At 61.9% G+C, this 21,517-nt stretch carries 16 protein-coding genes and 1 tRNA gene; 9 read left to right on the top strand and 8 right to left on the bottom strand.

Going from position 1 to position 21,517, the window contains the following annotated elements; translation table 11 throughout:
• Window positions 1-140: 140 nt before the first annotated feature.
• Window positions 141-215, top strand: a tRNA-Gln gene (locus PFU01S_RS07680).
• 156 nt (window positions 216-371) lie between these two features.
• Here PFU01S_RS07680 and PFU01S_RS07675 read toward each other — a convergent pair.
• The 3 genes from PFU01S_RS07675 to PFU01S_RS07665 are packed head-to-tail and all read right to left on the bottom strand — an operon-like array spanning window position 372 to window position 5,493.
• The gene (locus PFU01S_RS07675; protein WP_027914628.1) at window positions 372-2,759 is read right to left on the bottom strand and encodes a hybrid sensor histidine kinase/response regulator; all 2,388 of its coding nucleotides are present in this window, start codon (window positions 2,757-2,759) and stop codon (window positions 372-374) included.
• Between the two features lie 13 nt (window positions 2,760-2,772).
• Window positions 2,773-3,231, bottom strand: a complete 459-nt coding sequence (locus PFU01S_RS07670) for a response regulator (RefSeq protein WP_027914629.1) — start codon at window positions 3,229-3,231, stop codon at window positions 2,773-2,775.
• Between the two features lie 15 nt (window positions 3,232-3,246).
• Window positions 3,247-5,493, bottom strand: coding sequence for an ATP-binding protein (locus PFU01S_RS07665; protein ID WP_028686948.1), 2,247 nt, complete (start codon window positions 5,491-5,493; stop codon window positions 3,247-3,249).
• Between the two features lie 264 nt (window positions 5,494-5,757).
• Between PFU01S_RS07665 and PFU01S_RS07660 the strand changes: the two genes are divergently transcribed.
• From PFU01S_RS07660 to PFU01S_RS07630, 7 genes are all read left to right on the top strand, one after another.
• Window positions 5,758-6,285, top strand: coding sequence for a Csu type fimbrial protein (locus tag PFU01S_RS07660; RefSeq protein WP_033736750.1), 528 nt, complete (start codon window positions 5,758-5,760; stop codon window positions 6,283-6,285).
• Window positions 6,286-6,313: 28 nt separating this feature from the next.
• Entirely contained in the window at window positions 6,314-6,850 is a 537-nt protein-coding gene (locus PFU01S_RS07655) for a Csu type fimbrial protein (RefSeq protein WP_027914632.1), read from the top strand.
• Between the two features lie 18 nt (window positions 6,851-6,868).
• The gene (locus tag PFU01S_RS07650; protein WP_023536078.1) at window positions 6,869-7,402 is read left to right on the top strand and encodes a Csu type fimbrial protein; all 534 of its coding nucleotides are present in this window, start codon (window positions 6,869-6,871) and stop codon (window positions 7,400-7,402) included.
• 3 nt (window positions 7,403-7,405) lie between these two features.
• Window positions 7,406-7,909, top strand: a complete 504-nt coding sequence (locus PFU01S_RS07645) for a Csu type fimbrial protein (protein WP_028686950.1) — start codon at window positions 7,406-7,408, stop codon at window positions 7,907-7,909.
• A 39-nt stretch (window positions 7,910-7,948) separates the two neighbouring features.
• Window positions 7,949-8,725: a fimbrial biogenesis chaperone gene (locus PFU01S_RS07640; RefSeq protein WP_028686951.1), complete on the top strand. Its 777-nt coding sequence runs from the start codon at window positions 7,949-7,951 to the stop codon at window positions 8,723-8,725.
• 99 nt (window positions 8,726-8,824) lie between these two features.
• Window positions 8,825-11,122: a fimbria/pilus outer membrane usher protein gene (locus PFU01S_RS07635; RefSeq protein WP_154665191.1), complete on the top strand. Its 2,298-nt coding sequence runs from the start codon at window positions 8,825-8,827 to the stop codon at window positions 11,120-11,122.
• Window positions 11,119-12,087, top strand: coding sequence for a Csu type fimbrial protein (locus tag PFU01S_RS07630; protein ID WP_027914636.1), 969 nt, complete (start codon window positions 11,119-11,121; stop codon window positions 12,085-12,087). Before PFU01S_RS07635 ends, PFU01S_RS07630 begins: the two co-directional genes overlap by 4 nt.
• Window positions 12,088-12,101: 14 nt before the next feature.
• Here PFU01S_RS07630 and PFU01S_RS07625 read toward each other — a convergent pair whose 3' ends face one another.
• The 4 genes from PFU01S_RS07625 to PFU01S_RS07610 all read right to left on the bottom strand — a co-directional run bounded on the left by PFU01S_RS07625 (window position 12,102) and on the right by PFU01S_RS07610 (window position 16,122).
• Complete coding sequence (locus PFU01S_RS07625; protein WP_028686953.1) at window positions 12,102-13,250, bottom strand: M14 family metallopeptidase; 1,149 nt, start codon at window positions 13,248-13,250, stop codon at window positions 12,102-12,104.
• An 85-nt stretch (window positions 13,251-13,335) separates the two neighbouring features.
• Complete coding sequence (locus tag PFU01S_RS07620) at window positions 13,336-13,800, bottom strand: nuclear transport factor 2 family protein (protein WP_028686954.1); 465 nt, start codon at window positions 13,798-13,800, stop codon at window positions 13,336-13,338.
• A gap of 191 nt (window positions 13,801-13,991) precedes the next feature.
• On the bottom strand, window positions 13,992-14,486 hold the full coding sequence (locus tag PFU01S_RS07615; protein WP_027914639.1) for a DUF934 domain-containing protein: 495 nt from the start codon (window positions 14,484-14,486) through the stop codon (window positions 13,992-13,994).
• Window positions 14,470-16,122 (bottom strand): nitrite/sulfite reductase, encoded by a 1,653-nt coding sequence (locus PFU01S_RS07610; protein ID WP_027914640.1) that lies wholly within the window; start codon window positions 16,120-16,122, stop codon window positions 14,470-14,472. Before PFU01S_RS07610 ends, PFU01S_RS07615 begins: the two co-directional genes overlap by 17 nt.
• A gap of 211 nt (window positions 16,123-16,333) precedes the next feature.
• Between PFU01S_RS07610 and PFU01S_RS07605 the strand changes: the two genes are divergently transcribed.
• The gene (locus PFU01S_RS07605) at window positions 16,334-17,416 is read left to right on the top strand and encodes an ABC transporter substrate-binding protein (protein ID WP_028686955.1); all 1,083 of its coding nucleotides are present in this window, start codon (window positions 16,334-16,336) and stop codon (window positions 17,414-17,416) included.
• Window positions 17,417-17,706: 290 nt separating this feature from the next.
• Here the strand turns inward: PFU01S_RS07605 and metH are convergent, their stop codons facing one another.
• On the bottom strand, window positions 17,707-21,414 hold the full coding sequence (metH, locus tag PFU01S_RS07600) for a methionine synthase (protein ID WP_028686956.1): 3,708 nt from the start codon (window positions 21,412-21,414) through the stop codon (window positions 17,707-17,709).
• Window positions 21,415-21,517: the final 103 nt, after the last annotated feature.

The raw sequence follows: 21,517 nt of genomic DNA, 5'->3' as shown, positions 1-21,517 counted from the left end.
AACTCGCTGTTTTTTGGTAATTTTTTTATCAGAGGGCTTCCCAAACCCAAACATTGTTGATAAAGTGCCGCGCATTCCAAGACAACAACGCGTTGTCAGTTACTTGGAATCTTCAGAGCAGCTTCAGCTGCATCCGATACAGGGGCGTCGCCAAGCGGTAAGGCAGCAGGTTTTGATCCTGCCATGCGTTGGTTCGAATCCAGCCGCCCCTGCCATTTTTCTACATTTCTTTTTCAGTGCATGGGCTACCAGCGCTGAATTCGTCGTTTCTGCGATTCGGGATTTTTTGGCGGGTGGCCTTTGATCGAGAGGCGCATCGTGTCATGCGCCTCCTCTCAAAAGCCGCGCGGGGCGGACCATGGTGCTCTGCGTCAGGTCGCTGTACCCAGCATCTCGTTCAGTGCCCTGGCGAGTTCGTCAGCTTGTACTGGCTTTTGAATGACCAGGCTGTCGGGCAGGTCCAGCCCTTGGAGCTCTGCATAACCCGTCAGGAACACCACGCGCAGCTTGGGGTAGCGCTCTCTCGCCGCCATGGCCAGCTGAGCGCCATTGAACTCAGGCATGGCGAAATCGGTAAGAAGCAAGTCGATATCATCGTCCAGCAGTGCCAGTGCCTGCTCCCCACTGTGTGCCTGGCGAACCTGATACCCATATTGGCGCAGGACATCGCCCAGCATGTCGCGCACCAGATGGTCGTCATCCACCAGCAGCACGTTACGGTTGTAACCGCTTTCGGTGATGGTATGGGTCAATGGCAGCGGTTCCGGTTCGCTCGCGACCTGGTCCTTCACCGCAGGCAAATAGACGGCCACTTCGGTACCGCTGCCCGGTGCGGTATCAATGCGCACACCGCCGCCCGACTGCTTGGCAAACCCGAAGACCTGCGCCAGGCCCAGGCCAGAGCCCTTGCCGATATCCTTGGTGGTGAAGAACGGTTCAAAGACCTTGGCCAGTACCTCTTCGCTCATGCCGCACCCCGTGTCACGGATGCTCATCATGACGTACTCGCCGGGGTCCGGATCTTCCGGGCGGCGTGGCAAGTCGTCAATGCGCGTATTGCGCGTGGACAGGGTCAATTGCCCACCCTCCGGCATGGCATCGCGGGCGTTGATCGCAAGGTTCAGGATGATCATCTCGGTCTGGGTCGGGTCTGTAAGCGCCTGCCAGAGCGATTTGTCCAGATCCAGGCGTACGGAGACATTGCCGCCCAGGGTGCGGCGTAGCAGTTCTTCGAGGCCATCAAGCGTGCGATTCAGGTTCAGCGGCACGGGTTCGAGCCGTTGGCGCCTGGAAAATGCCAGCAACTGCGAGGTCAGCTTGGCTCCGCGTTCACCCGCTTCCCTGATATGGGTAAGCCGGGTTCGTGCCTTCTCGACATCGGCCTTTACCAGGTCGCGCTCCAGAAAGCTCGCCCCGGTCAGGATCACGGTCAGCAAGTTGTTGAAGTCGTGGGCCACGCCCGCGGTAAGCTGGCCCACCGCCTCCAGACGCTGCATCTGTTGCAGGGCGGCCTCGATACGCTCACGCTCGCTGATTTGTTCACGCAGACGGGCGTTGGCTTCAGCCAAGCCCATTGCAGTTTCACGTTCGCTGGTAATGTCCCGCGCGACTACGTAGAGCAGGGTGTCTTCGGGTACCACGACCCATGACAGCCAGCGCTGCTGGCCGCCTGCGTGGAGAATCCGGCCCACGAAACGGGCACTGGTGCGTCCATGGGCCAGCGACGCCAGTTCGGTCAGCAGCAGTTCCTGATCCGGCTCCGGCAACAGGTGCAGCAACGAAGACTGGCTCAGGCGTTCCCGCGAAAGGCCCAGGCTGGCTTCCCAGGCCGGGTTGAGCGCCACCGGTGTCAAGTCGTGGTTGAGCACGGCCAGCAGGTCCTGGGAGAGCTCCCAGGCACGATCGCGCTCACGGGTACGTCGCTCGACACGCTCGCCGAGCATTTCATTGAGTTGGCGCAATGCCTGAGTGGCCACGCGCTGGGTGTGAACATCCTGAAGAACGCCTGAAAAACGTACGCACTTGCCGTCGACGAACTGGCTCTGGCCACTGCTCAGCACCCACCGGGGCTCCTGGCCATCGGGCGGCACGATGCGAAATTCCATGCGATAGTTGCCGCCACTGTCCGGAAGCATGGCCAGGTTGACAGCTTTGCGAACCATCTCGACGTCGTCTGGATAGATGCCAGCGTAGAACACCTCCAGGCTCATCTCGGTGTCCAGCGGCAGGCCAAACAACGCCTTGCAGCGTTCATCCCACGCCAGCAACCCCTCCTGAGGTCTCAAGTCCCAGGTCCCCATGCCCGCAGCGGTGATAGCGATGCGCGCGCGGGCTTCTACCTCAGCCAAGGCCTCCTCGGCACGGCGTCTGCGCTGGCGCTCCTGCACCTCGGTGAGAGCACGGCGCACGGCTTTGGGCAGCAGCGGCAGGTTTTTCTTGAGCACGTAATCGGTGGCGCCCAGGCGGATCATCTCTACCGCATGTTCCTCTCCGTAGATACCGGAGAGGAAAATGAAGGGCACATCAGGGGCCAGGCGCTGGGCGATCGAAAGCACTTCGGTGCCCGATGAGCCCGGCAGTACGCAATCACACAGAATCAGGTCATAGCGCCCTTCGCGAAGGGCATGCTCGACGCCGTTGTGATCGAAGACCAGGTGAGACTGGATGCGCAGCCCGCTACGCTCGAGGCGCATCAGGGTGAGCTCGGCGTCCATCGAGCTGTCTTCGACCATCAGTAGGTTCAGCGGGGTAGACTGCATCGTGGTGCAGGCCTCAGTTGCCGCGACGGTTCAAGCGCAACGAGCCGGGTGGTGGCTCGTTGAGTACTGCCCAAAAGATGCCCAGGTCGGAAATGGCGGCAACGAATTCCTTGAACTCGACGGGTTTGACCACGTAGGCGTTGACGCCCAGTTCGTACGCGCGCAGCAGGTCGGGTTCTTCGCGGGACGAAGTCAGCATCACGGTCGGAATACTGCGCAGCTCCGGGGAGGCACGCAGCGCCTTGAGTACTTCCAGCCCATCGACTTTCGGCAGCTTGAGGTCGAGCAAGATCACGGCAGGGTTGCCGTCGTCGCGGTCAGCGTAGGCCTCGCGGCGCAACAGGTAATCCAGGGCATCTGCGCCGTCACGCAGCACGATGACTTCGTTGGCCAACTGGCTACGTTCCAGGGCCAGGAGCGTCAGCTCCAGGTCTCGAGGGTTGTCCTCGACCAGCAGGATGGGTTTTAGCATGGTAAGTGCGGTGCCTCAGTGCGTCGCGGATGGGCGCGGTAATGTGAAATGAAAACTGGCGCCTTTGTCGATCTGGCCTTCGGCCCAGACACGGCCATCGTGCCTTTCAATGATGCGGCGAACACTGGCCAGGCCGATGCCCGTACCTTCGAAATCCTCCATGCGATGCAAACGCTGGAAGACGCCGAACAGCTTGTTGGCATAGGCCATGTCGAAGCCCACGCCATTATCCCGGACACAGACCTCGGTCTCGGTTGGATGCTGCACTGCGGTGATCTCGATACGGGCAGGTGTACGTCCACGGGTGTATTTGATGGCGTTGGCCACCAGGTTGTTCAATGCCAGGTTGATGAATGCCGGGTCACCGTAGGCGCGGGGCAGCTGCGCGACGTCCCAGATGATCTCACGCCCGGCGTAGTCGGGTGCCAGTTCGGCGCGAATGGCTTCGACCAGCGCGTTGAGGTCCACGTCCGACATCCGCAGGGCAGAGCGACCCATTTGCGAGAAATGTAGCAAATTGTCGACCAGGTTGCCGGCAAAATGAGCAGCCTCGCCGATGTGTTGCAAGAACCGCTTGCCACGTTCACTCAGACCGGCGCCTTCCATTTCGCCGAGCAACTCCGTATAGCCCGCGATGTGGCGCAGGGGCGCACGCAGGTCGTGGGAAACACTGTACGAGAAGGCCTCGAGCTCCTTGTTGGAGCGGCGCAATTCGTTGGCCATCTGCGCCAGCTCTTCAGCCTTGCGCAGCACGATACCCAAGACCGCAGTACGCAACTCCATGACGCCATCGATGACCAGCGGGTCCCACGGTGCGCAATAGCCATGCAGTTGCTCCTGCCAGCGTTCGAAACTATGGCGAGGTGCGAGGTTGCCTAGCGGTGCGACTTCCTTGGTGGGCTGCCCAGCCCATTGGACGGTGCGCACCTGCTCAGGCCGGAACCACAGCAGGTAGTGCGAGTGAATTTTAGAGATGGCCACTGCCAGCACGCCGCCGGCATGCTCGGCCAGTTCGGGCAGCTCGCTGACGTCACGGCGTACATTATCCGTCTGGAATACATCCTCACCTTGGCGGGCCAGCCAATGTACCAGCGCGTTGACCTGCGCCTCTGGCGGGGTGATGCCGACCCGCTCGCAGTACTCGGCTGAAATGATCGCAGCGCCTTGGGCGCCTGCAAAGGCCATGAGTACATCGGGCAAGGCGCGCAGGCCTTCGCTGACACTGTCATGGTCGGCCATGGACGAAATCATCCGCACGATGTACTGGCGAAGTTCCAGTAACTGACGGGTGCTGGCGTGGGCTTCACGGGATTCGATCTGCAACGACAGTACGCTGGCCAGCAGCTCGCAGGCGGTACGCGTGCGCAGAGCCACTGGTCTGGGTTGTGCATGATGGCACGAAATGAGCCCCCACAGCTGGCCATCCACCACGATGGACAAGGACATCGATGCCAGCGTATCCATGTTGCGCATGTATTGCAGGTGCACGGGCGATACGCTACGCAGGCTTGTGAAGCTCATGTCCAGCGGGTTGCCAGTGACTGGGTTGAGCGGCGGTAACAAGGGTGACGACTGATAATTGGCATCTTCGATGACGCGGATGCGGTTGACCCGATAGAGCTCACGCGCCTGACGCGGTATATCCGAGGCAGGGAAGCACAGGCCCAGGAAGCTGGGATAACCCGGGTCGGCAACCTCGGCCAGGACCTCACCGTTGCCATGGGCGTCGAAGCGATAGGCCTTGACCCGTCCGAAGCCGGTCACACGCTTGAGCTGAACCACGGTCTGCTGCAGCAATTCCTCCAGGCTACCCGCTAGGTGCAGGCTGCTGACGAAGGCGCGCACCAACGGGTAGTAATCACCCTGGGCAGTCAGGTCCTCGGGGACTCTGGGTGGCTCGAGCTCGACGATCAGCACACCGTCATGCCTGTGTGCCAGCAGATGAAGCTCCTCTCGGTAAGGTGCCCTGTCGTGCAAGCGCACATCACCGATATGGAATGGAAAGGCTTCGTCTTTGGGCAGCCGCGCCAGGTGCTGGCGCATGTCGAAGCCAGCCTGGACGATCTCGTCGAAGCTGCAACCGAGCAATGTTTCGGCAGGCCTGCCCAGCCACTGCACGATGTTTTCACTGACCTGCAGGATGTGCAGATGCTCGGGATCGAGCACCAGGACAAACCCGTGAGGCTGGATGCTACCCGGCACTTGAATGGGCTCCTGAGCGCAGCGTTCGATCGCCTGGGCAAGTGTTTGGTCGGTAGTCATCGAAGAAAACGCTCCTGTCGTTTGGGACCTGCATGCCGCATGGGTCTGGGGCAGGATGGTGGCGATACACCCTATCAGAATATCGCTAGGCCTGCCTTGCTTTGGCGGTCAAAACGCATCTCGCATGTAAGCTGCCAAGCACTTTCAGGTATTGCCACAGCCGTTAGTGCTTTTTTGCTAATACCAAAAAACAGGCGTGTCGAACGGTTTGAGGGTAAGCCCGCTGCTAATCTTGAAAACAGTGTGAATGACAGGGACGCTGACGTGAACAAGCACGCGTTTGCCGCGCTCTTGGGCCTGCTGCCGCTGGGCAGTGCTCTGGCGGCAGATTTTCTGGTCGAAGTGAGGGTGTTGGTAGAGCGCGGTTGCATGCTCGTCAACCCTGCCCGGGAGGCGGGTGCACAAGCACTCGGGCGCATCGACTTTGGCGCAGTGTCACGATTGGATGGGCCGCAGGCCCCTCGAAGTGGGACGCTGTTGGGGCCCTCTGTACCCCGCCTGGCGTGTAATCCAGACACGCCTTACCAGGTACGTGTGGACGCCGGCCAGCATGGTGGGAGCGGGGCCGTGCGGTTCCTGGCTATCTCAGGCTCCGGTGCCAGACCCATTCCCTACCGGCTGTACCGGGATGCCGCCGGACGCCAGCCGTTGATGGTCGATGAGCCACAGTCATCGCGGGTCCCTGGCAGCGGCCAGGTCGACCTGCCGTTGTACGCGAGGCTGGACAAGCTGGCCTGGTCCCCTGCGGCAGGGCGGTACACCGATCTGCTCAAAGTGACGGTCACCTGGTAGGTAAACCCATGCACAAGGATGTGAAGCTGTGAACCGATCATCAATGCTGCTGCTGACGCTCGGCCCGTTGCTCATACCGGGCGGCGCGGCGCATGGCACCACCACCGGCTTCATCCAGGCGCAACTGATCATCAGTGCTGCTTGCCAGATCAGTAGTGATGAAACGCAACCTGCGACACTGGCCAACCCTGGATTGATGGATTTCGGTGCCCGCGGCCCCAACTGGGAAGAACCTGTTCGCAGCCGGGTAGATGACGTTGGCACCCAAGGCCGCTTGCAGATCAGTTGTACGCCTGAGGTGCGTGCATTCAAGGTGAGTATCAACGCTGGCATGAACGGCGATGACGGAATACGTCGCCTGAGCAATGGGCGCGAACTGATCCCGTACCAACTGGCTGTCGATCCAGCGGGCCGCAGCCACTACCCGGTCGGCCAGGCTCGGCCCTTTGTCATCAACAGCACTCGGCAAATGCCTATTCCCATTTACGGCGTGCTGGTCGCACAGCCTCGTGCGCTACCCGCTGGCCTTTATCGCGACACCCTCAGAGTGACCCTGGACTGGTAACCCATCAAGGAGATATCGATGCGAACCCACCTCTCACGCTGTATCCTCGCCGGGCTGGGCATGGCGCTGGCGTCCCAGGCGCCGGCAGCCACCGTCACAGGTACCATCAACTCGACACTGACCCTGATTGCGGCTTGTCAGGTCAACGGCAGTTCTGGCACCTCAGGCCTGAATTTCGGCAGCCTCAACTTCGGTACTCAGGATGCCTTGTTCGGTACGGCCAACGCGCAGGTACTCGGCGGCAGCGGCGGGGCACTGAGCGTGCTGTGTTCCGCGGGCACGGTGCCCGCCATTCGGGTACGCGCAGGCGCCCACGATGGCCAGTCCACCGGTGGCACCCGTGCTCTGGCAGACGGCGCCGGCAATTTCGTTCCCTATGACTTCTATACCGATGCGGGGCGCACGCAGTTGCTGGCCATCGACGGCACGATCACATTGCCGACCAGCACCGGGGTAGCGCAAACCGTCAATCTCTATGGGCAAGCGCGTGGCAAGGCCGGGTTGCCTGCGGGTGTCTATACCGACACCGTCGCCGTCGAGCTGACGTTCTGAGACATGCGCGTCTGGCGTACAGGGAGCGTTGCCGGCTGTCTGCTGATGCTGGCTGGCCCGCTGGGTGCAGCCACCACCAGTACCTTTGCGGTGAACGCGCAGGTTGTCGCCGGTTGTCTGGTCACAGGGGGCGCCACGCAGTACGGCACCCTGAACTACGGTACGCAGTCGGCCTTGTCCACGGCCGTGTTGAGTACGGCATTGGACGGTTCGAGCGTGTCGCTGCAATGCACGCCTGGGGTCGTGTTGAGCATGAGCCTGGATGCTGGCCAGAACGCCAACGCAGGCATGCGAAACCTCAAGCGTACGGGAGGCACGCAGGTAGTGCCCTACCAGTTGTACCAGGATGCTGCATTGGCGCAGGGCATCGGCATTGGGCAGAACGTGAACGTGAGTTATGCCGACCCTGCAGCTGTAAGGTTGCCTGTCTACGGAAGGCTTCAACTACCCGGAACGGTGCCTGCCGGCACCTATACCGACGTAGTCCAGGTGACATTGACCTGGTGACCGGTCGATTCGCCAACATACCGTCCCAGGGAGGGCTACATGAGAGCACGCAGCAAATGGATCCAGGCCTTGTTACTGCTGTGCAGTGTGGGTGGCCAGCCGGCGTTGGCCGCCACGTCCGTACTGATCTGGCCCATCGACCCTGTATTGGAAGCGGGGCAGAAGGCTGGGGCGCTGTGGCTGGAGAATCGCGGCACAGTGGCGGCAAGCCTTCAAGTGCGGGTGTTTGCCTGGCGTCAAGGCCGCTTCGAGGAGCAGTTCAGCGCGCAACGTGAAATCATCGGCAGCCCTCCGGTCGCCACTGTCGCACCCGGTCAGAAGCAACTCATTCGCCTGACCCGCACCGGTGCGGCACCCGCCGGCCAGGAACAGGCCTACCGCATCATCATCGATGAGATTCCGCCAGCAGTGCCAGTGGACAAGGCCGAGGCCGGCACCACGGCCGCGATTCGCCTGCAAATGCGCTACTCGGTGCCGCTATTCGTTTACGGGGAGGGCCTCTGGGGTCGCCCGGACCCGAACGGCGAGCGCAACGAGCAGGGGGTAGGCAAGCCGCAGCTGACCTGGCAGCCGGTCATGGTTCAGGGCAAGCCGTATATCGAGTTGCGAAACACTGGCCCTGTGCATGCACGCTTGACCGATGTGGTGGTGCAGCAAGGCAACCAGGCCAAGCCTGTTGCAGAAGGACTGCTGGGCTATGTATTGCCTGGGGCCAGCATGCGCTGGCCGGCGCCGCTGACCGTGGGTGCCGGGGGGATACTCAAGGGGCGGGTCAACGGCCAGGGTGAGGCGACCGTCATCAGCCAGGGCCGGTAAGTCACAGGCAAGTCACGGGGCCAGGGAGGGCCCGACAATGGTCAGGACCGATGCGTGAAGAGGTTCGCGACGAAGCGCCTGGGGTGTCTGGGGCTGGCCCTGGCCGGCTCAACCCTGGTGCTGGCGGACGACCTGCCGCCGCCCCCCACGGAGCTGTCGGCGGTTGCCGATGCCACCTTGTACCTGGACCTCACGGTGAACCAGATGCCTAAGGCTGAATTGGTGCCGGTGCAACAAAGAGCCGGGCGCCTTTACATAGACAGTGAGGTGCTGCGTGCAGCAGGCCTTGCGCTGCCCGGCGACCCCTTGGGCGACGTGGCGCTGGACGCCGTTGCGGGGATGCATGCCGAATATGACAGCCAGAATCAGCAACTGCTGCTGGATGTGCCCCCAGGCTGGTTGCCGGATCAGCAAGTCGGTGAGCGCACGCTTTACCCGCCTACCGATGCGCGCAGCAGCTTCGGTGCCGTGTTCAATTATGACCTGTACCTGAACGATACCGACGACAGCGGCACCTACCTAGCCGCCTGGAATGAGCTGCGCGTGTTCGACAGTTGGGGCACCGTCTCCAGCACGGGCCAGTGGCGGCATTCGTTCAACGGTGTGACACGCAGTGGCACGGGTGATGGGTTCCTGCGTTACGACACCACCTGGCGCTTCACCGACGAGCAACGGTTGCTGACCTTCGAGGCCGGCGACCTGATCACTGCCGCCTTGCCCTGGAGCAGCTCGGTGCGCGTGGGTGGGCTGCAGCTGTCCAGGGACTTTGCCGCCCGGCCAGATCTTGTGACCTACCCGTTGCCCGCCTTTGCAGGCGAAGCGGCCGTGCCAACGTCCCTTGAGCTTTTCATCAATGGTTATCGAACCAGCACCACCGAATTGCAACCCGGCCCCTACACCCTGACCAACGTCCCTTTCATCAACGGTGCTGGCGAGGCAGTGGTGGTTACCACCGACACCCTGGGCCGGCAAGTCTCCACGACCCTGCCGTTCTACGTGACCAGCAACCTGTTGCAAAAAGGTCTGACTGACTACGCGGTGGCAGCCGGCAGCCTCAGGCGAGACTACGGGGTGCGCGACTTCGGTTACGGCCCAGGCGTGGCTTCGGCCAGCCTGCGCCACGGTCTGAGCGACACCTTCACGCTGGAGGCCCATGCGCAAACGGCCGAGTCCCTGATGCTCGGCGGCCTGGGGGCGAACGTGCGCTTAGGGCAGTTCGGGGTGCTCAATGCTGCGCTTGCTCAAAGCCGTTTCGAAGGTAGCCAAGGTCAGCAAACCGCCCTGGGTTATCAATACAACAGTCAACGCCTGGGGTTCAGCTACCAGCGCCTGCAACGCCATGGCGATTACGCCGACCTGACGCGCATCGATCGGCGCGACATGCAACTTAGCAGGAGCAGTGAGCAGGTGACGCTGAGTCTGAACCTCAACCAGTACGGGAATCTAGGCGCAGGTTATTTTGATGTGCGTGCAGGGGACGGCACCCGCACGCGTTTGATCAACCTCAGTTACAGCAGACCGCTATGGGGCAACAGCAGCGTTTACCTTTCTGCTAACCGAGAGGTCGGTGATCGCCAGTGGGCGATGCAGGCGCAGCTGGTGATTCCGTTCGACATGACCGGCACCCTGGCCTTGGGCATCGAACGCAACAAAGAGGGCCAGCACCAACAGCGGGTCAATTACAGCCGGGCCGTTCCAGTGGGCACCGGGGTGGGCTACAACCTCGGGTATGCCACCGGCAGCGATCGCAGGGCTTACCGCCAGGCCGATGCCACCTGGCGCCTGCAATCGGTCCAGCTGCAGGCGGGTGTCTACGGCAGCAGTGGAGAAATGACCCGTTGGGCCGATGCCAGCGGCTCGATCGTGTGGATGGACGCCGGCCTGTTCGCGGCCAACCGCATCGATGATGCGTTCGTCGTGGTCAGCACCTCCGGTTACGCTGATGTGCCCGTGCGCTACGAAAACCAGCCGGTAGGCCGCACCGACAAACGTGGGCACCTGCTTGTGCCCTATAGCAGTGCCTACTACCGGGGCAAATATGAAATAGACCCGATGGATTTGCCGCCTGACATTCTGGCACCGCAGGTGGAGCAGCGCGTTGCCGTGCGCCGCGGCAGCGGTTACCTGCTCGACTTCGAACTCAAGCAGGTGCGAGCAGCCAGCCTGGAACTGGTGGATGGCGATCAGCGACCGCTGGGCCTGGGGAGCCGCGTCAGGCACGTGCAAAGCGGCGCGCAAGCCGTGGTGGGCTGGGACGGGCTGGTCTACCTGGAAAATTTACAGCCCACTAATCGCGTGCAGGTCGAACTGGCGGGGGGAGGGCAGTGTGAGGTCGATTTCGTCATGCCAGAAAGCACAGGTTCGATCCCGTTAATCGGGCCGTTGGTGTGCAAGTGAACCGTCACCAGGCATGGCTCTGCGCAGGGTTTCTAGTATTCTGCGCAGAGCCTGCCCAGGCCAAATGCGCGTCGGTGGCCACCGCGCCAGCCTTGTTCGGTGCCCTCAATTCGACGCAGGTACGCACAGCCGTGCAGACGGCGTCCACAACCAACGCCGGCCTGCAGTGCAATGGCACGGTGTTGAGCGTGCTCAGCAACACTGACTCATTCAAGCTGACGGTACAGCCGACCACGGGTGGGCTGCTAGGCCCCACGGGAGATGTCATCCCGTACACGCTCTACGCCGACGCCACCACCAACTTCCCCATCAGCCGAGGAGTTGCTTTCGAATATGGACGCACGGGCATCCTCGATCTGCTGGGTTTGCTCAACGGTACACCCAAGACTGTGCCGTTGTACCTTCGTACCCAGATCGGGAGTAACGTGGCGGCAGGTCTCTATCAGGAAACCCTCCGGCTGGATTGGACCTGGAACTATTGCGAAGGGCTTTCGCTGGGCGGGTTGTGCATCGGGAGGGATACCGGATCAGGCACCCAGTACCTGACCGTCAGCCTGACGGTGACCAATGATTGCCAGATCGTTACGCCGAATATCAACTTCGGGTCTGCGCCTGTGGTCAGCGCCTTCGCAACGGTCAGCCAGAGCCTGAGCGTCTCCTGCACCAAAGGCAGTGCCTACAGTGTCGGGCTCAGTGATGGGCAGAACGTGCTGAGCGGACGGCGGCGCATGAAGTCGGCCGCCAACAACTACCTGGCGTACGACATCTACAAAGGCGCAGGTACCGTTCGCTGGGGCGCTACCGGCAGCGCCAGGCGGGCCAGTGCCGACGCCGACGTCAACCCAGGCGTTGGCACTGGCACTGGCAGCCAGGTATTCAACTACAGCGCCCGGGTCTATACCGATCAGCCTACGCCGCCGGCGGCCAGCTACTCGGACAGCGTCGTACTGGACGTACAGTTCTGAGGGACAAGGCAGGCTCAGCGCAGGTCGTCTACCATCGCGGCGAGCGTATCCAATACGGCGCTCGCCAACGCCTTGGAGCGCAGGCCTGACCAGCCCGTGTGCGGGTCGGGGGCATCGTCGTGGTCCTTGAAAGGCATCTCCAGGGTCAGCGACAAGCAGTCGTGAGCCATCCCCACGGCATTGCATGCCAATGTCGTGTTGGCCTGGCCAGGCGCGTCGCGGGTGTACCCGTGGGTGGTCTGGAAGTCTGCCGTCAGGTTCATCAGTGTGCTGCGAAAGGTTTCCTCCAGGTGGGCGAGGCGGGCGGTGTAACCTGGGTTGCCCTCGCATGCGGCAGTGAACACATGGGGGATTTCTTCATCCCCGTGCACGTCGATGAAGGCGTCCACGCCATGCTGCTTCATCTGCGCCTGGGCAAAGAACACTTCCGGAGTGAGCTCGACATTGGCGTCCTGCCAGGCGCGGTTCAGGTCCTTGCCGGCGTAATTGGTGCGCAAATGGCCCAGGAAGGCACCATCAGGGTTCATGTTGGGAATCAGGTACAGATCAGCGCGCTCCAGCAGTTGCTGGACAGTGGCGTCACCCGCTTGCACGCGGTCGATCAGCCCCTCCATGAACCATTCGGCCATGTGCTCACCGGGATGCTGTTGGGCGATGAACCACACTTTGCGCTTGCCCGCCGCGCCGTCGCCTGCGCGCAGTAATGGAATATCGCGACCCTGGACGCTGCGACCGCTGGCCAGCAATGTGAAGCCCGGGAGGGCGAGCGCCCGTTCGATCAATTGATTGTGGCGTGCACGGGGATAGGGCTCGAAGTAGGCGAACCAGACCTGCGCTTGCTGCGCCGTGATCTCGAAGCTCAGTGCACTGCCATCGAATTGGCTCGGCACCCGAAACCAGGTCTGCTGGTCGTAGGAGGCCACGGCGTTGTAGCCACTCCAGGCGTTCTTGTAGGAAGAGCCAGCGGCGTTGTCGAGGCTGAACCGATGGTTCTGCCCAGGCGTCAGTCCGCTGGCGCGAAAGTGAAACCACTGGTAGTGGCCACTGTGGGTATCCGGCCGGATGGCGAGGCGGACCTGGGCAGGATTGCTGGCGTCGATGACTTCGATGTTGCCAGAATCGAAGTCGCAATCGATATGCAGCGGTGACAGCGTCACGGTCATGGGGCGGGCTCCTTGGCGGTGTTGTTGTGCCAATACTGTACACCGCTTGCAGGCGTCGTCGCGCCCCCGTGCGCCTGGCCTTGGTTCAGAGCCCCAACTGGCTCAGGCCAGGATGATCGTCAGGCCGTCGACCTAGCGGCCAATGGAACTTGCGCTCGCTTTCTGCGATAGGGTGCTCGTTGATGCTCGCGTGCCGATAGTGCATCAGCCCGTCCGGGGCGAACTCCCAGTTCTCGTTGCCATAGGCCCGGTGCCATTGCCCGCTGTCGTCACGGTACTCGTAGGCATAGCGCACGGCAATACGGTTGTCGGTGAAGGCCCAAAGCTCCTTGATCAGTCGGTATTCAAGCTCGCGATTCCATTTGCGGGTCAGGAAAGCCTCAACCTCGGCTCGCCCGCGGGGAAACTCGGCGCGATTGCGCCACACGGTATCAGGGGTATAGGCCAGCGACACCTTGGCAGCATCGCGGCTGTTCCAGCCGTCTTCGGCCAGGCGGACTTTCTCGATGGCGCTGGCGCGGGTGAAGGGTGGCAGGGGTGGACGGGACATTGCTCGACTCCTCGGCATGAATGTGTCCGAAAAGCGTAGCGTGCCAGGGGCAAAGCGAGAATCATCACCGGGCAGACTTCACAATTGCGTCGGCGACAACAATGTCGATGTGTACGCAGACCCGGTGTGATCGGGTTTGGGCACTGCCCGCCACAACCGTGTCTGGTGCACGGTCGTGACGAACAAATGGCTCAGCGCCGGCGGAACAAGGGCAGCGGCTGGTCCGTGGCACCCTGATAGGTGACCGAGAAGTCCTTCAGGCCCTGCAGGGCGTCTTCAGGGTCCTTGTCGGCGCGGATGGCGAATGCATCGAACCCACAGCGGGCCATGAAGAACAGCTGGTCGCGCAGCACGTCACCAATGGCGCGCAACTCACCCTTGTAGCCGTAGCGGTCGCGCAGCAGGCGGGCATTGGAGTAGCTGCGCCCGTCCGTGAAGGCAGGGAAGTTCAGGGCGATGACCTGGAAGTGCTGGACGTCCTCGCCAATTTCCTCGGCCTCCTGATCGCTGTCCAGCCAGATGCCCAGACCACCGTCGCGGGCTTTCAGGGCATGGGCATGGTCGCGCCACATCTGCAAGGGCACGATGTAGTCGTCGCAGTTGGTCAGTTCGTCGAACGAGGTTTCCTTGGGCAGCAGGTGCCAGGTTTCGTCGACGATCTGGTTGTGCTTAATGATTCGCTGCATACACGCGTTCCTTGAAGGGGTCGATGCCGATGCGTTGGTACGTGTCGATGAAACGCTCTTCTTCGGTGCGTTGTTCGACGTAGACGGCGATCAGCTTCTCGATCACATCAGCCATGTCGTCCTGGGCGAACGAGGGGCCCAGGATCTTGCCGAGGCTGGCGTCGCGCGCGGCGTTACCGCCCAGCGATACCTGGTAGAACTCTTCGCCCTTCTTGTCCACGCCCAGAATGCCGATATGACCCACGTGGTGGTGCCCGCACGCGTTCATGCACCCGGAGATGTTCAGGTCGATCTCACCGATGTCGAACAGGTAGTCCAGGTCGTCGAAACGGCGCTGGATGGATTCGGCGATGGGGATCGATTTGGCGTTGGCCAGGGAGCAGTAGTCACCGCCTGGGCAGCAGATGATATCGGTCAGCAGGCCGATATTCGGGGTGGCGAATCCGCTCTCGCGCAGCTCCAGCCACAGGGCATGCAGCTGGCGTTGCTCCACGTCGGCCAGGATGATGTTCTGCTCGTGGGAGGTGCGCAGGAAGCCGAAGCTGTAGCGTTCTGCCAGGTCGGCCACGGCGTCGAGCTGCTTGTCGGTGAGGTCACCTGGAGCAACGCCGGTGGGCTTGAGCGACAGGGTCACGGCCACGTAACCAGGGCGCTTGTGGGCACGGGTGTTGCGTGAGCGCCAGCGCGCGAAGCCTGGGTGTTCGCTATCCAGGGCGCTGTAGTCGACATCGTCCAGCGCCAGGTATTGGGGGTCGACGAAGTGACGCGACACGCGCTGCACTTCCGCCTCGGTCAGCGTGCTGCTGCCGCCACGCAGGTGGACCATTTCGGCCTCGACCTTTTCGGCGAAGACTTCAGGTGTCAGGGCCTTGACCAGGATCTTGATCCGCGCCTTGTACTTGTTGTCCCGGCGACCGTAGCGATTGTAGACGCGCAGGATGGCGTCCAGGTAGCTGATCAGGTCCTGCCAGGGCAGGAATTCATTGATGAACGAACCGACCACCGGCGTGCGACCCAGCCCGCCTCCGACCAAAACGCGGAAGCCCAGCTCGCCAGCGTCGTTGCGCACCGGCTCAAGACCGATGTCGTGCACTTCGATGGCGGCGCGGTCCTGTTTCGAACCGTTGATGGCGATCTTGAATTTGCGCGGCAAGAAGGCGAATTCCGGGTGGAACGTGGTCCACTGACGGACGATCTCGCACCAGGGGCGCGGGTCGATGACTTCATCGGCGGCGACGCCTGCGAACTGATCGGTGGTGGTGTTGCGCAGGCAGTTGCCGCTGGTCTGGATGGCGTGCATCTGCACGGTCGCCAACTCGGCCAGGATGTCGGGAATGTCTTCCAGGGCCGGCCAGTTGAACTGAACGTTCTGGCGGGTGGAAATGTGCGCATAGCCCTTGTCGTAATCGCGGGCGATCTTGGCCAGGGTACGCACCTGTCGGGCATTGAGTTGGCCATAAGGAACGGCGACACGCAGCATCGGCGCGAATCGCTGAATGTATAGGCCGTTCTGCAGGCGCAGCGGGCGGAATTCTTCCTCGCTCAGCTCACCGGCCAGGTAACGGCGGGTCTGATCACGGAACTGCTTGACGCGGTCCTCGATGATCCGCTGATCGTATTCGTCATATACGTACATAAAAGTCCTGTCTCAGGCATGCAGCTATTCGCGCGCACGGCCGCGCACTCCGGTTCGGAGCCGGGGCACCATAGCAGGTTGTATTTATGCGCAAAAGTGATGTTTTTGCATATGAAAAGAACCAAACGAACTATGTGAGACTGACTGCCATTTATGCGCTTGTCCTGACCCGGTGGGTATAATCCTGGGTTTGCTTCAGAGACCTCAGCCTATGCTCAAGGCCCTGTGCCACTGCCTATGCCTGTGCTTCGCCCTGCCATTGACCGCAGGTGCGCAGCCGGTGTCGGTGGTTTTCCTCAACCCGGGCTCGCCGGGCGAGACGTTCTGGGCCAGCTACAGCCGATTCATGCAGTCCGCTGCCGATGAACTGGGCATGGACTTGCGTGTGGAATATGGCGAGCGCCGGACCGATCTCGCCCTGAGTCAGGCCCGGGCGGCCCTCGATGGGCCCAGGCGACCAGATTACCTGGTACTGGTGAACGAACAGTACATCGCCCCCGAGATCATGCGCCTCTCGCAAGGGGCGGGGGTCAAGCTGCTGCTGGTCAACAACGGCTTGACGCCCAGCCAGGCACGGGCTGTGAGCGCCCGACCTGACAAATTCGCTCAGCCGTTGGGGTCTCTGACCACCAATGACGAACAAGCCGGGTTCCAGATGTTGCGCGAGATGATCGCGCAATTGCCTGCCGCAAGCGGTCCAGTGGATCTGGTCGCGTTTTCAGGCGTGAAAACTACGCCTGCCTCGCAGCGCCGGGAAGACGGCATGCGCCGCGCCTTGGCCGACTTCCCCCAGGTGCGCTTGCGCCAGGTGGTATACGGCGGGTGGAGCCGGCAGCGCGCCTACGAGCAGGCGCGGTTTCTGCTCGAACGTTACCCGCAAACACGGCTTGTATGGTCGGCCAATGACGAGATGGCCTTTGGGGCCATGCAGGCGTTCGAGGAGGCGGGGCTCAAGCCAGGCAAGGATGTGATGTTCAGTGCGGTGAACAGCTCGGGTGAGGCATTGCGTGCGCGTCTGGACGGACGCTTGAGTGTCCTGATGGGCGGGCATTTCAGCCTTGGGGGCTGGGCCATGGTCATGCTCAATGACGATGCCCACGGCCTGCCGTTTGGCCGCGATGGCCTGCGCGACTACAGCCTGCCTGTGTTGCAGAGCATCGACCAGGCCAAGGCCGGGCAATGGCTCAAACGACTGGAGCTGGCCGACTACGGCGTGGACTTCAAAGCGTACAGCGCCATAGGGCGCACGGCTGGCTATCAGTATCCGTTTCTCACGTCACCGGTCGAATACTGAGAAACCCTGCTTGAGCAAAGGTCTTTGCTGGTCTTAACTGCCGATTGTGCGGTGCATTCCCATAATCACTAGAAGAGGCAATGCCATGACCAACCCAACGAAGTTGCGCAAGCCCGGCCATAGCGTCGATACCTGGGCAATCCTGTGCCTGGTCGCGCTGGTCGTCATCACGGCGGTGTATTGGGGCACTCACCCGTAATCCTGCTTACCGATTACACGGCGCAGTGGCACCCACGCGCCGTATTTCCAGCTGCCCCTCTCGGGAACAGCTGGACGGACCCAGTTAAGCCTTAGCTGTCATACCCCAGGTTCGGCGCCAGCCAACGCTCGCTGACACTCACGGGTTGATCTTTGCGGGTGCTGTAGCTCTCGATCTGATCCTTGTCGACCTTGCCCACCGCAAAGTACTGCGCCTGCGGGTGGGCGAAGTACCAGCCGCTGACAGCCGCGGCCGGGAACATCGCGTAATGCTCGGTCAGGAAGACGCCACTTGGGCCCGTTTCGCCGATGGCACTGCCGTCGAGCAGGCGGAACAGGGTCTCTTTCTCAGTGTGGTCGGGGCAGGCCGGGTAGCCCGGCGCCGGACGGATGCCACGGTACTGCTCCTTGATCAGCGCCTCGTTGTCCAGCTGCTCCTCCCGGGCATACCCCCAGTAGTCTTTGCGCACCTGCTCATGCAGCCATTCGGCGCAGGCCTCGGCCAGGCGATCGGCCAGGGCCTTGACCATGATCGAGCTGTAGTCGTCGCCTTTGTCCTGATAGGCCTTGGCGACTTCTTCGGCACCGATACCCGCCGTGGTGATGAACCCGCCGACGTAGTCGGTCACACCGCTGGCCTTGGGCGCCACGAAGTCGGCCAGCGACCAGTTGGGCTTGCCGTCGGGCTTGATGGTCTGCTGGCGCAGGTGGTGCAAGGTCGCCAGCGCAGCGCCGTCTTCACCGTACACCTCGATGTCGTCATCGGCCACTTGGTTGGCAGGCCAGAAGCCAAACACCGCGCGAGCACTGATGAGTTTTTCGTCGATGAGTTTGTCGAGCATCTCGCGGGCGTCCGCGTACAGGGCGGTCGCCGCCTCGCCAACGACTTCGTCAGTGAGAATTCGCGGGAACTTGCCTGCCAGGTCCCAGGAAATGAAGAACGGCGTCCAGTCGATATATTGGGCCAGGGTGCGCAGGTCGATGTCATGCAGGACCTTGGTACCCATGAAAGAGGGTACCGCTGGCTGGTAGCCGGCCCAGTCGTACTGGGGTTTGGCTGCCACTGCCTGGGCATAGGTGAGACGCTCGGTCCGGGCGCTGCGGTTGGCCGTGCGCGCGCGTACCTCTTCGTAGTCCTGGCGTGTGCGTTCGACGAAACCTGACTTGAGCTCCTTGGACAACAATTGAGTCGCCACACCCACGGCGCGGGACGCATCGGTCACGTAGATCACGGCGTCATTGCTGTACTTGGGCTCGATCTTCACGGCCGTGTGAGCCTTGGAAGTGGTAGCGCCGCCAATCATCAACGGCAGCTCGAAGCCCTGGCGCTGCATCTCGCGCGCCACATGCACCATCTCGTCCAGCGACGGTGTGATCAGGCCCGACAGGCCGATGATGTCGCATTTCTCGTCACGTGCCGTCTGCAGGATCTTCTCGGCGGGCACCATCACCCCCAGGTCAACGATGTCGTAGCCGTTGCAGCCCAGCACCACGCCGACGATGTTCTTGCCGATGTCGTGCACATCGCCCTTGACCGTCGCCATTAGAATCTTGCCCTTGGCCTCGGGCTTGTCGCCTTTCTCGGCCTCGATGAACGGGATCAGGTGCGCAACGGCCTGCTTCATCACCCGGGCCGACTTGACCACCTGGGGCAGGAACATCTTGCCTGCGCCGAACAAGTCGCCGACCACGTTCATGCCGTTCATCAAGGGGCCTTCGATGACCTCGATCGGCCGTGCACATTGCTGGCGGCACGCCTCGGTGTCCTCGACGATGAACGCCGTGATGCCTTTGACCAGCGCATGCTCCAGGCGCTTTTCCACCGGCAGCGAGCGCCATTGCTCGTTCTCGACTTCCCGCGTGGCACCGCCGCCCTTGTAGTCGTCGGCAATGGCCAGCAGCGCATCGGTGCCCTGGGGCGTGCGGTTGAGTACTACATCCTCGACCTTTTCCCGCAACTGCGCCGGGATCTCGTCGTAGATTTCCAATTGACCGGCATTGACGATGCCCATGGTCAGGCCGTTGGCGATGGCGTGGTACAGGAACACCGAGTGAATCGCCTCGCGCACCGGGTTGTTGCCCCGGAACGAGAACGACACGTTGGACACCCCGCCCGAGGTCAGGGCGTGGGGCAGGTGGTCGCGGATATAGGCGCAGGCCTCGATGAAGTCGACTGCATAGTTGTTGTGTTCCTCGATGCCGGTGGCGACAGCGAAGATGTTCGGGTCGAAGATGATGTCCTCGGCAGGGAAGCCAACCTCGTTGACCAGGATATCGTAGCTGCGCTTGCAGATTTCCTGCTTGCGCGCGGCGGTATCGGCCTGGCCGACTTCGTCGAAGGCCATGACCACCACGGCGGCGCCATAGCGCTTGCACAAGCGGGCGTGGTGCTTGAACTGCTCAACGCCTTCCTTCATGGAAATGGAGTTGACGATGCCTTTGCCCTGGATGCACTTGAGGCCGGCCTCGATCACCTCCCACTTCGAAGAGTCGATCATGATCGGCACGCGCGAGATATCCGGCTCACCGGCGATCAGGTTGAGGAAACGGACCATGGCCGCCTGGGAGTCGAGCATCCCTTCGTCCATGTTGATGTCGATGACCTGGGCGCCAGCCTCTACTTGTTGCAGCGCCACTTCCAGGGCCTCGGTGTAGTTTTCCTCGCGAATCAGTCGCGCGAACCTGGCCGAGCCGGTGATATTGGTGCGCTCACCGACGTTGACGAACAACGACTGGCGATCGATGGTAAAGGGCTCCAAGCCCGAGAGGCGGCATGCCTTGGCGATCTCCGGGATTGGCCGTGGTGGGTACTTGGCCACCGCCTCGGCGATGGCCTGGATGTGCCCAGGGGTGGTGCCGCAGCAACCGCCAATGATGTTCAGGAAGCCACTGGCGGCGAACTCCTCGACCACTGCCGCCATTTCCGCCGGGGTTTCGTCGTACTCACCGAACGCATTGGGCAAGCCCGCATTGGGGTGTGCCGAAACGTGGGTGTCGGCCTTGCTCGACAACTCTTCCAGGTAAGGACGCAAGTCCTTGGCGCCCAATGCGCAGTTCAGGCCCACGGATATCGGCTTGGCATGCCGGACCGAGTTCCAGAAGGCTTCGGTGGTCTGTCCGGACAGCGTGCGGCCGGAGGCATCGGTGATGGTGCCGGAAATCATGATCGGCAGCTCGATTCCATCATCTTCGAACACCTGCTGCACGGCGAAGATAGCGGCCTTGGCATTGAGAGTGTCGAAGATGGTTTCGATCAGGATCAGGTCGGCACCACCCTCGATCAGCCCGCGGGTAGCCTCGATGTAGTTTTCCACCAGCGCGTCGAACGTGACGTTGCGATAGCCGGGGTCGTTCACATCGGGGGAGATCGAGCAGGTCCGGCTGGTCGGGCCGAGCACGCCCGCCACGAAGCGCGGTTTGTCAGGGGTTTCCAGCGTCTTGGCATCGGCCACTTGGCGGGCGATGCGCGCGCCTTGCACGTTCAATTCATACACCAGCGATTCCATGCCATAGTCGGCCTGGGAGATCTGGGTGGCATTGAAGGTGTTGGTCTCGAGGATATCGGCGCCCGCGTCCAGGTAGGCCATCTCGATGGCGGCGATGATATCGGGGCGGCTGAGCAGCAGCAGGTCATTGTTGCCTTTGACGTCGCTTGGCCAATCGGCGAAGCGCGTGCCACGATAGTCGGCTTCCTCCAACCGGTAGCTCTGGATCATAGTGCCCATGCCGCCATCGAGAATCAGGATGCGCTCTTTAAGTGCTTGTTGAAGTGCGTGAAGACGAGCGCTGCGGTCGGACATATGAACTACCTGGTCGGGCGGAAATCAGAAAGTGCTGAATCATAACAAAGCTGCACGGTTTTTAGGGGTGTGCCCGGTTTTCATGAAATATGTTCATGTTGCC

Source organism: Pseudomonas fulva NBRC 16637 = DSM 17717 (genome assembly GCF_000730565.1).
Taxonomy (GTDB): Bacteria; Pseudomonadota; Gammaproteobacteria; order Pseudomonadales; family Pseudomonadaceae; genus Aquipseudomonas; species Aquipseudomonas fulva.
Note: the sequence above shows the minus strand (reverse complement) of the source record. Positions and strands in the feature narration are given on the sequence as shown.

What these genes read in the sequence shown, in the direction of transcription:
- PFU01S_RS07675 (WP_027914628.1), bottom strand. Translation starts at nt 2,759, where the DNA reads ATGCAGTCTACCCCGCTGAACCTACTGATGGTCGAAGACAGCTCGATG.
- PFU01S_RS07670 (WP_027914629.1), bottom strand. Translation starts at nt 3,231, where the DNA reads ATGCTAAAACCCATCCTGCTGGTCGAGGACAACCCTCGAGACCTGGAG.
- PFU01S_RS07665 (WP_028686948.1), bottom strand. Translation starts at nt 5,493, where the DNA reads ATGACTACCGACCAAACACTTGCCCAGGCGATCGAACGCTGCGCTCAG.
- PFU01S_RS07650 (WP_023536078.1), top strand. Translation starts at nt 6,869, where the DNA reads ATGCGAACCCACCTCTCACGCTGTATCCTCGCCGGGCTGGGCATGGCG.
- PFU01S_RS07645 (WP_028686950.1), top strand. Translation starts at nt 7,406, where the DNA reads ATGCGCGTCTGGCGTACAGGGAGCGTTGCCGGCTGTCTGCTGATGCTG.
- PFU01S_RS07640 (WP_028686951.1), top strand. Translation starts at nt 7,949, where the DNA reads ATGAGAGCACGCAGCAAATGGATCCAGGCCTTGTTACTGCTGTGCAGT.
- PFU01S_RS07625 (WP_028686953.1), bottom strand. Translation starts at nt 13,250, where the DNA reads ATGACCGTGACGCTGTCACCGCTGCATATCGATTGCGACTTCGATTCT.
- PFU01S_RS07620 (WP_028686954.1), bottom strand. Translation starts at nt 13,800, where the DNA reads ATGTCCCGTCCACCCCTGCCACCCTTCACCCGCGCCAGCGCCATCGAG.
- PFU01S_RS07615 (WP_027914639.1), bottom strand. Translation starts at nt 14,486, where the DNA reads ATGCAGCGAATCATTAAGCACAACCAGATCGTCGACGAAACCTGGCAC.
- PFU01S_RS07610 (WP_027914640.1), bottom strand. Translation starts at nt 16,122, where the DNA reads ATGTACGTATATGACGAATACGATCAGCGGATCATCGAGGACCGCGTC.
- PFU01S_RS07605 (WP_028686955.1), top strand. Translation starts at nt 16,334, where the DNA reads ATGCTCAAGGCCCTGTGCCACTGCCTATGCCTGTGCTTCGCCCTGCCA.
- metH (WP_028686956.1), bottom strand. Translation starts at nt 21,414, where the DNA reads ATGTCCGACCGCAGCGCTCGTCTTCACGCACTTCAACAAGCACTTAAA.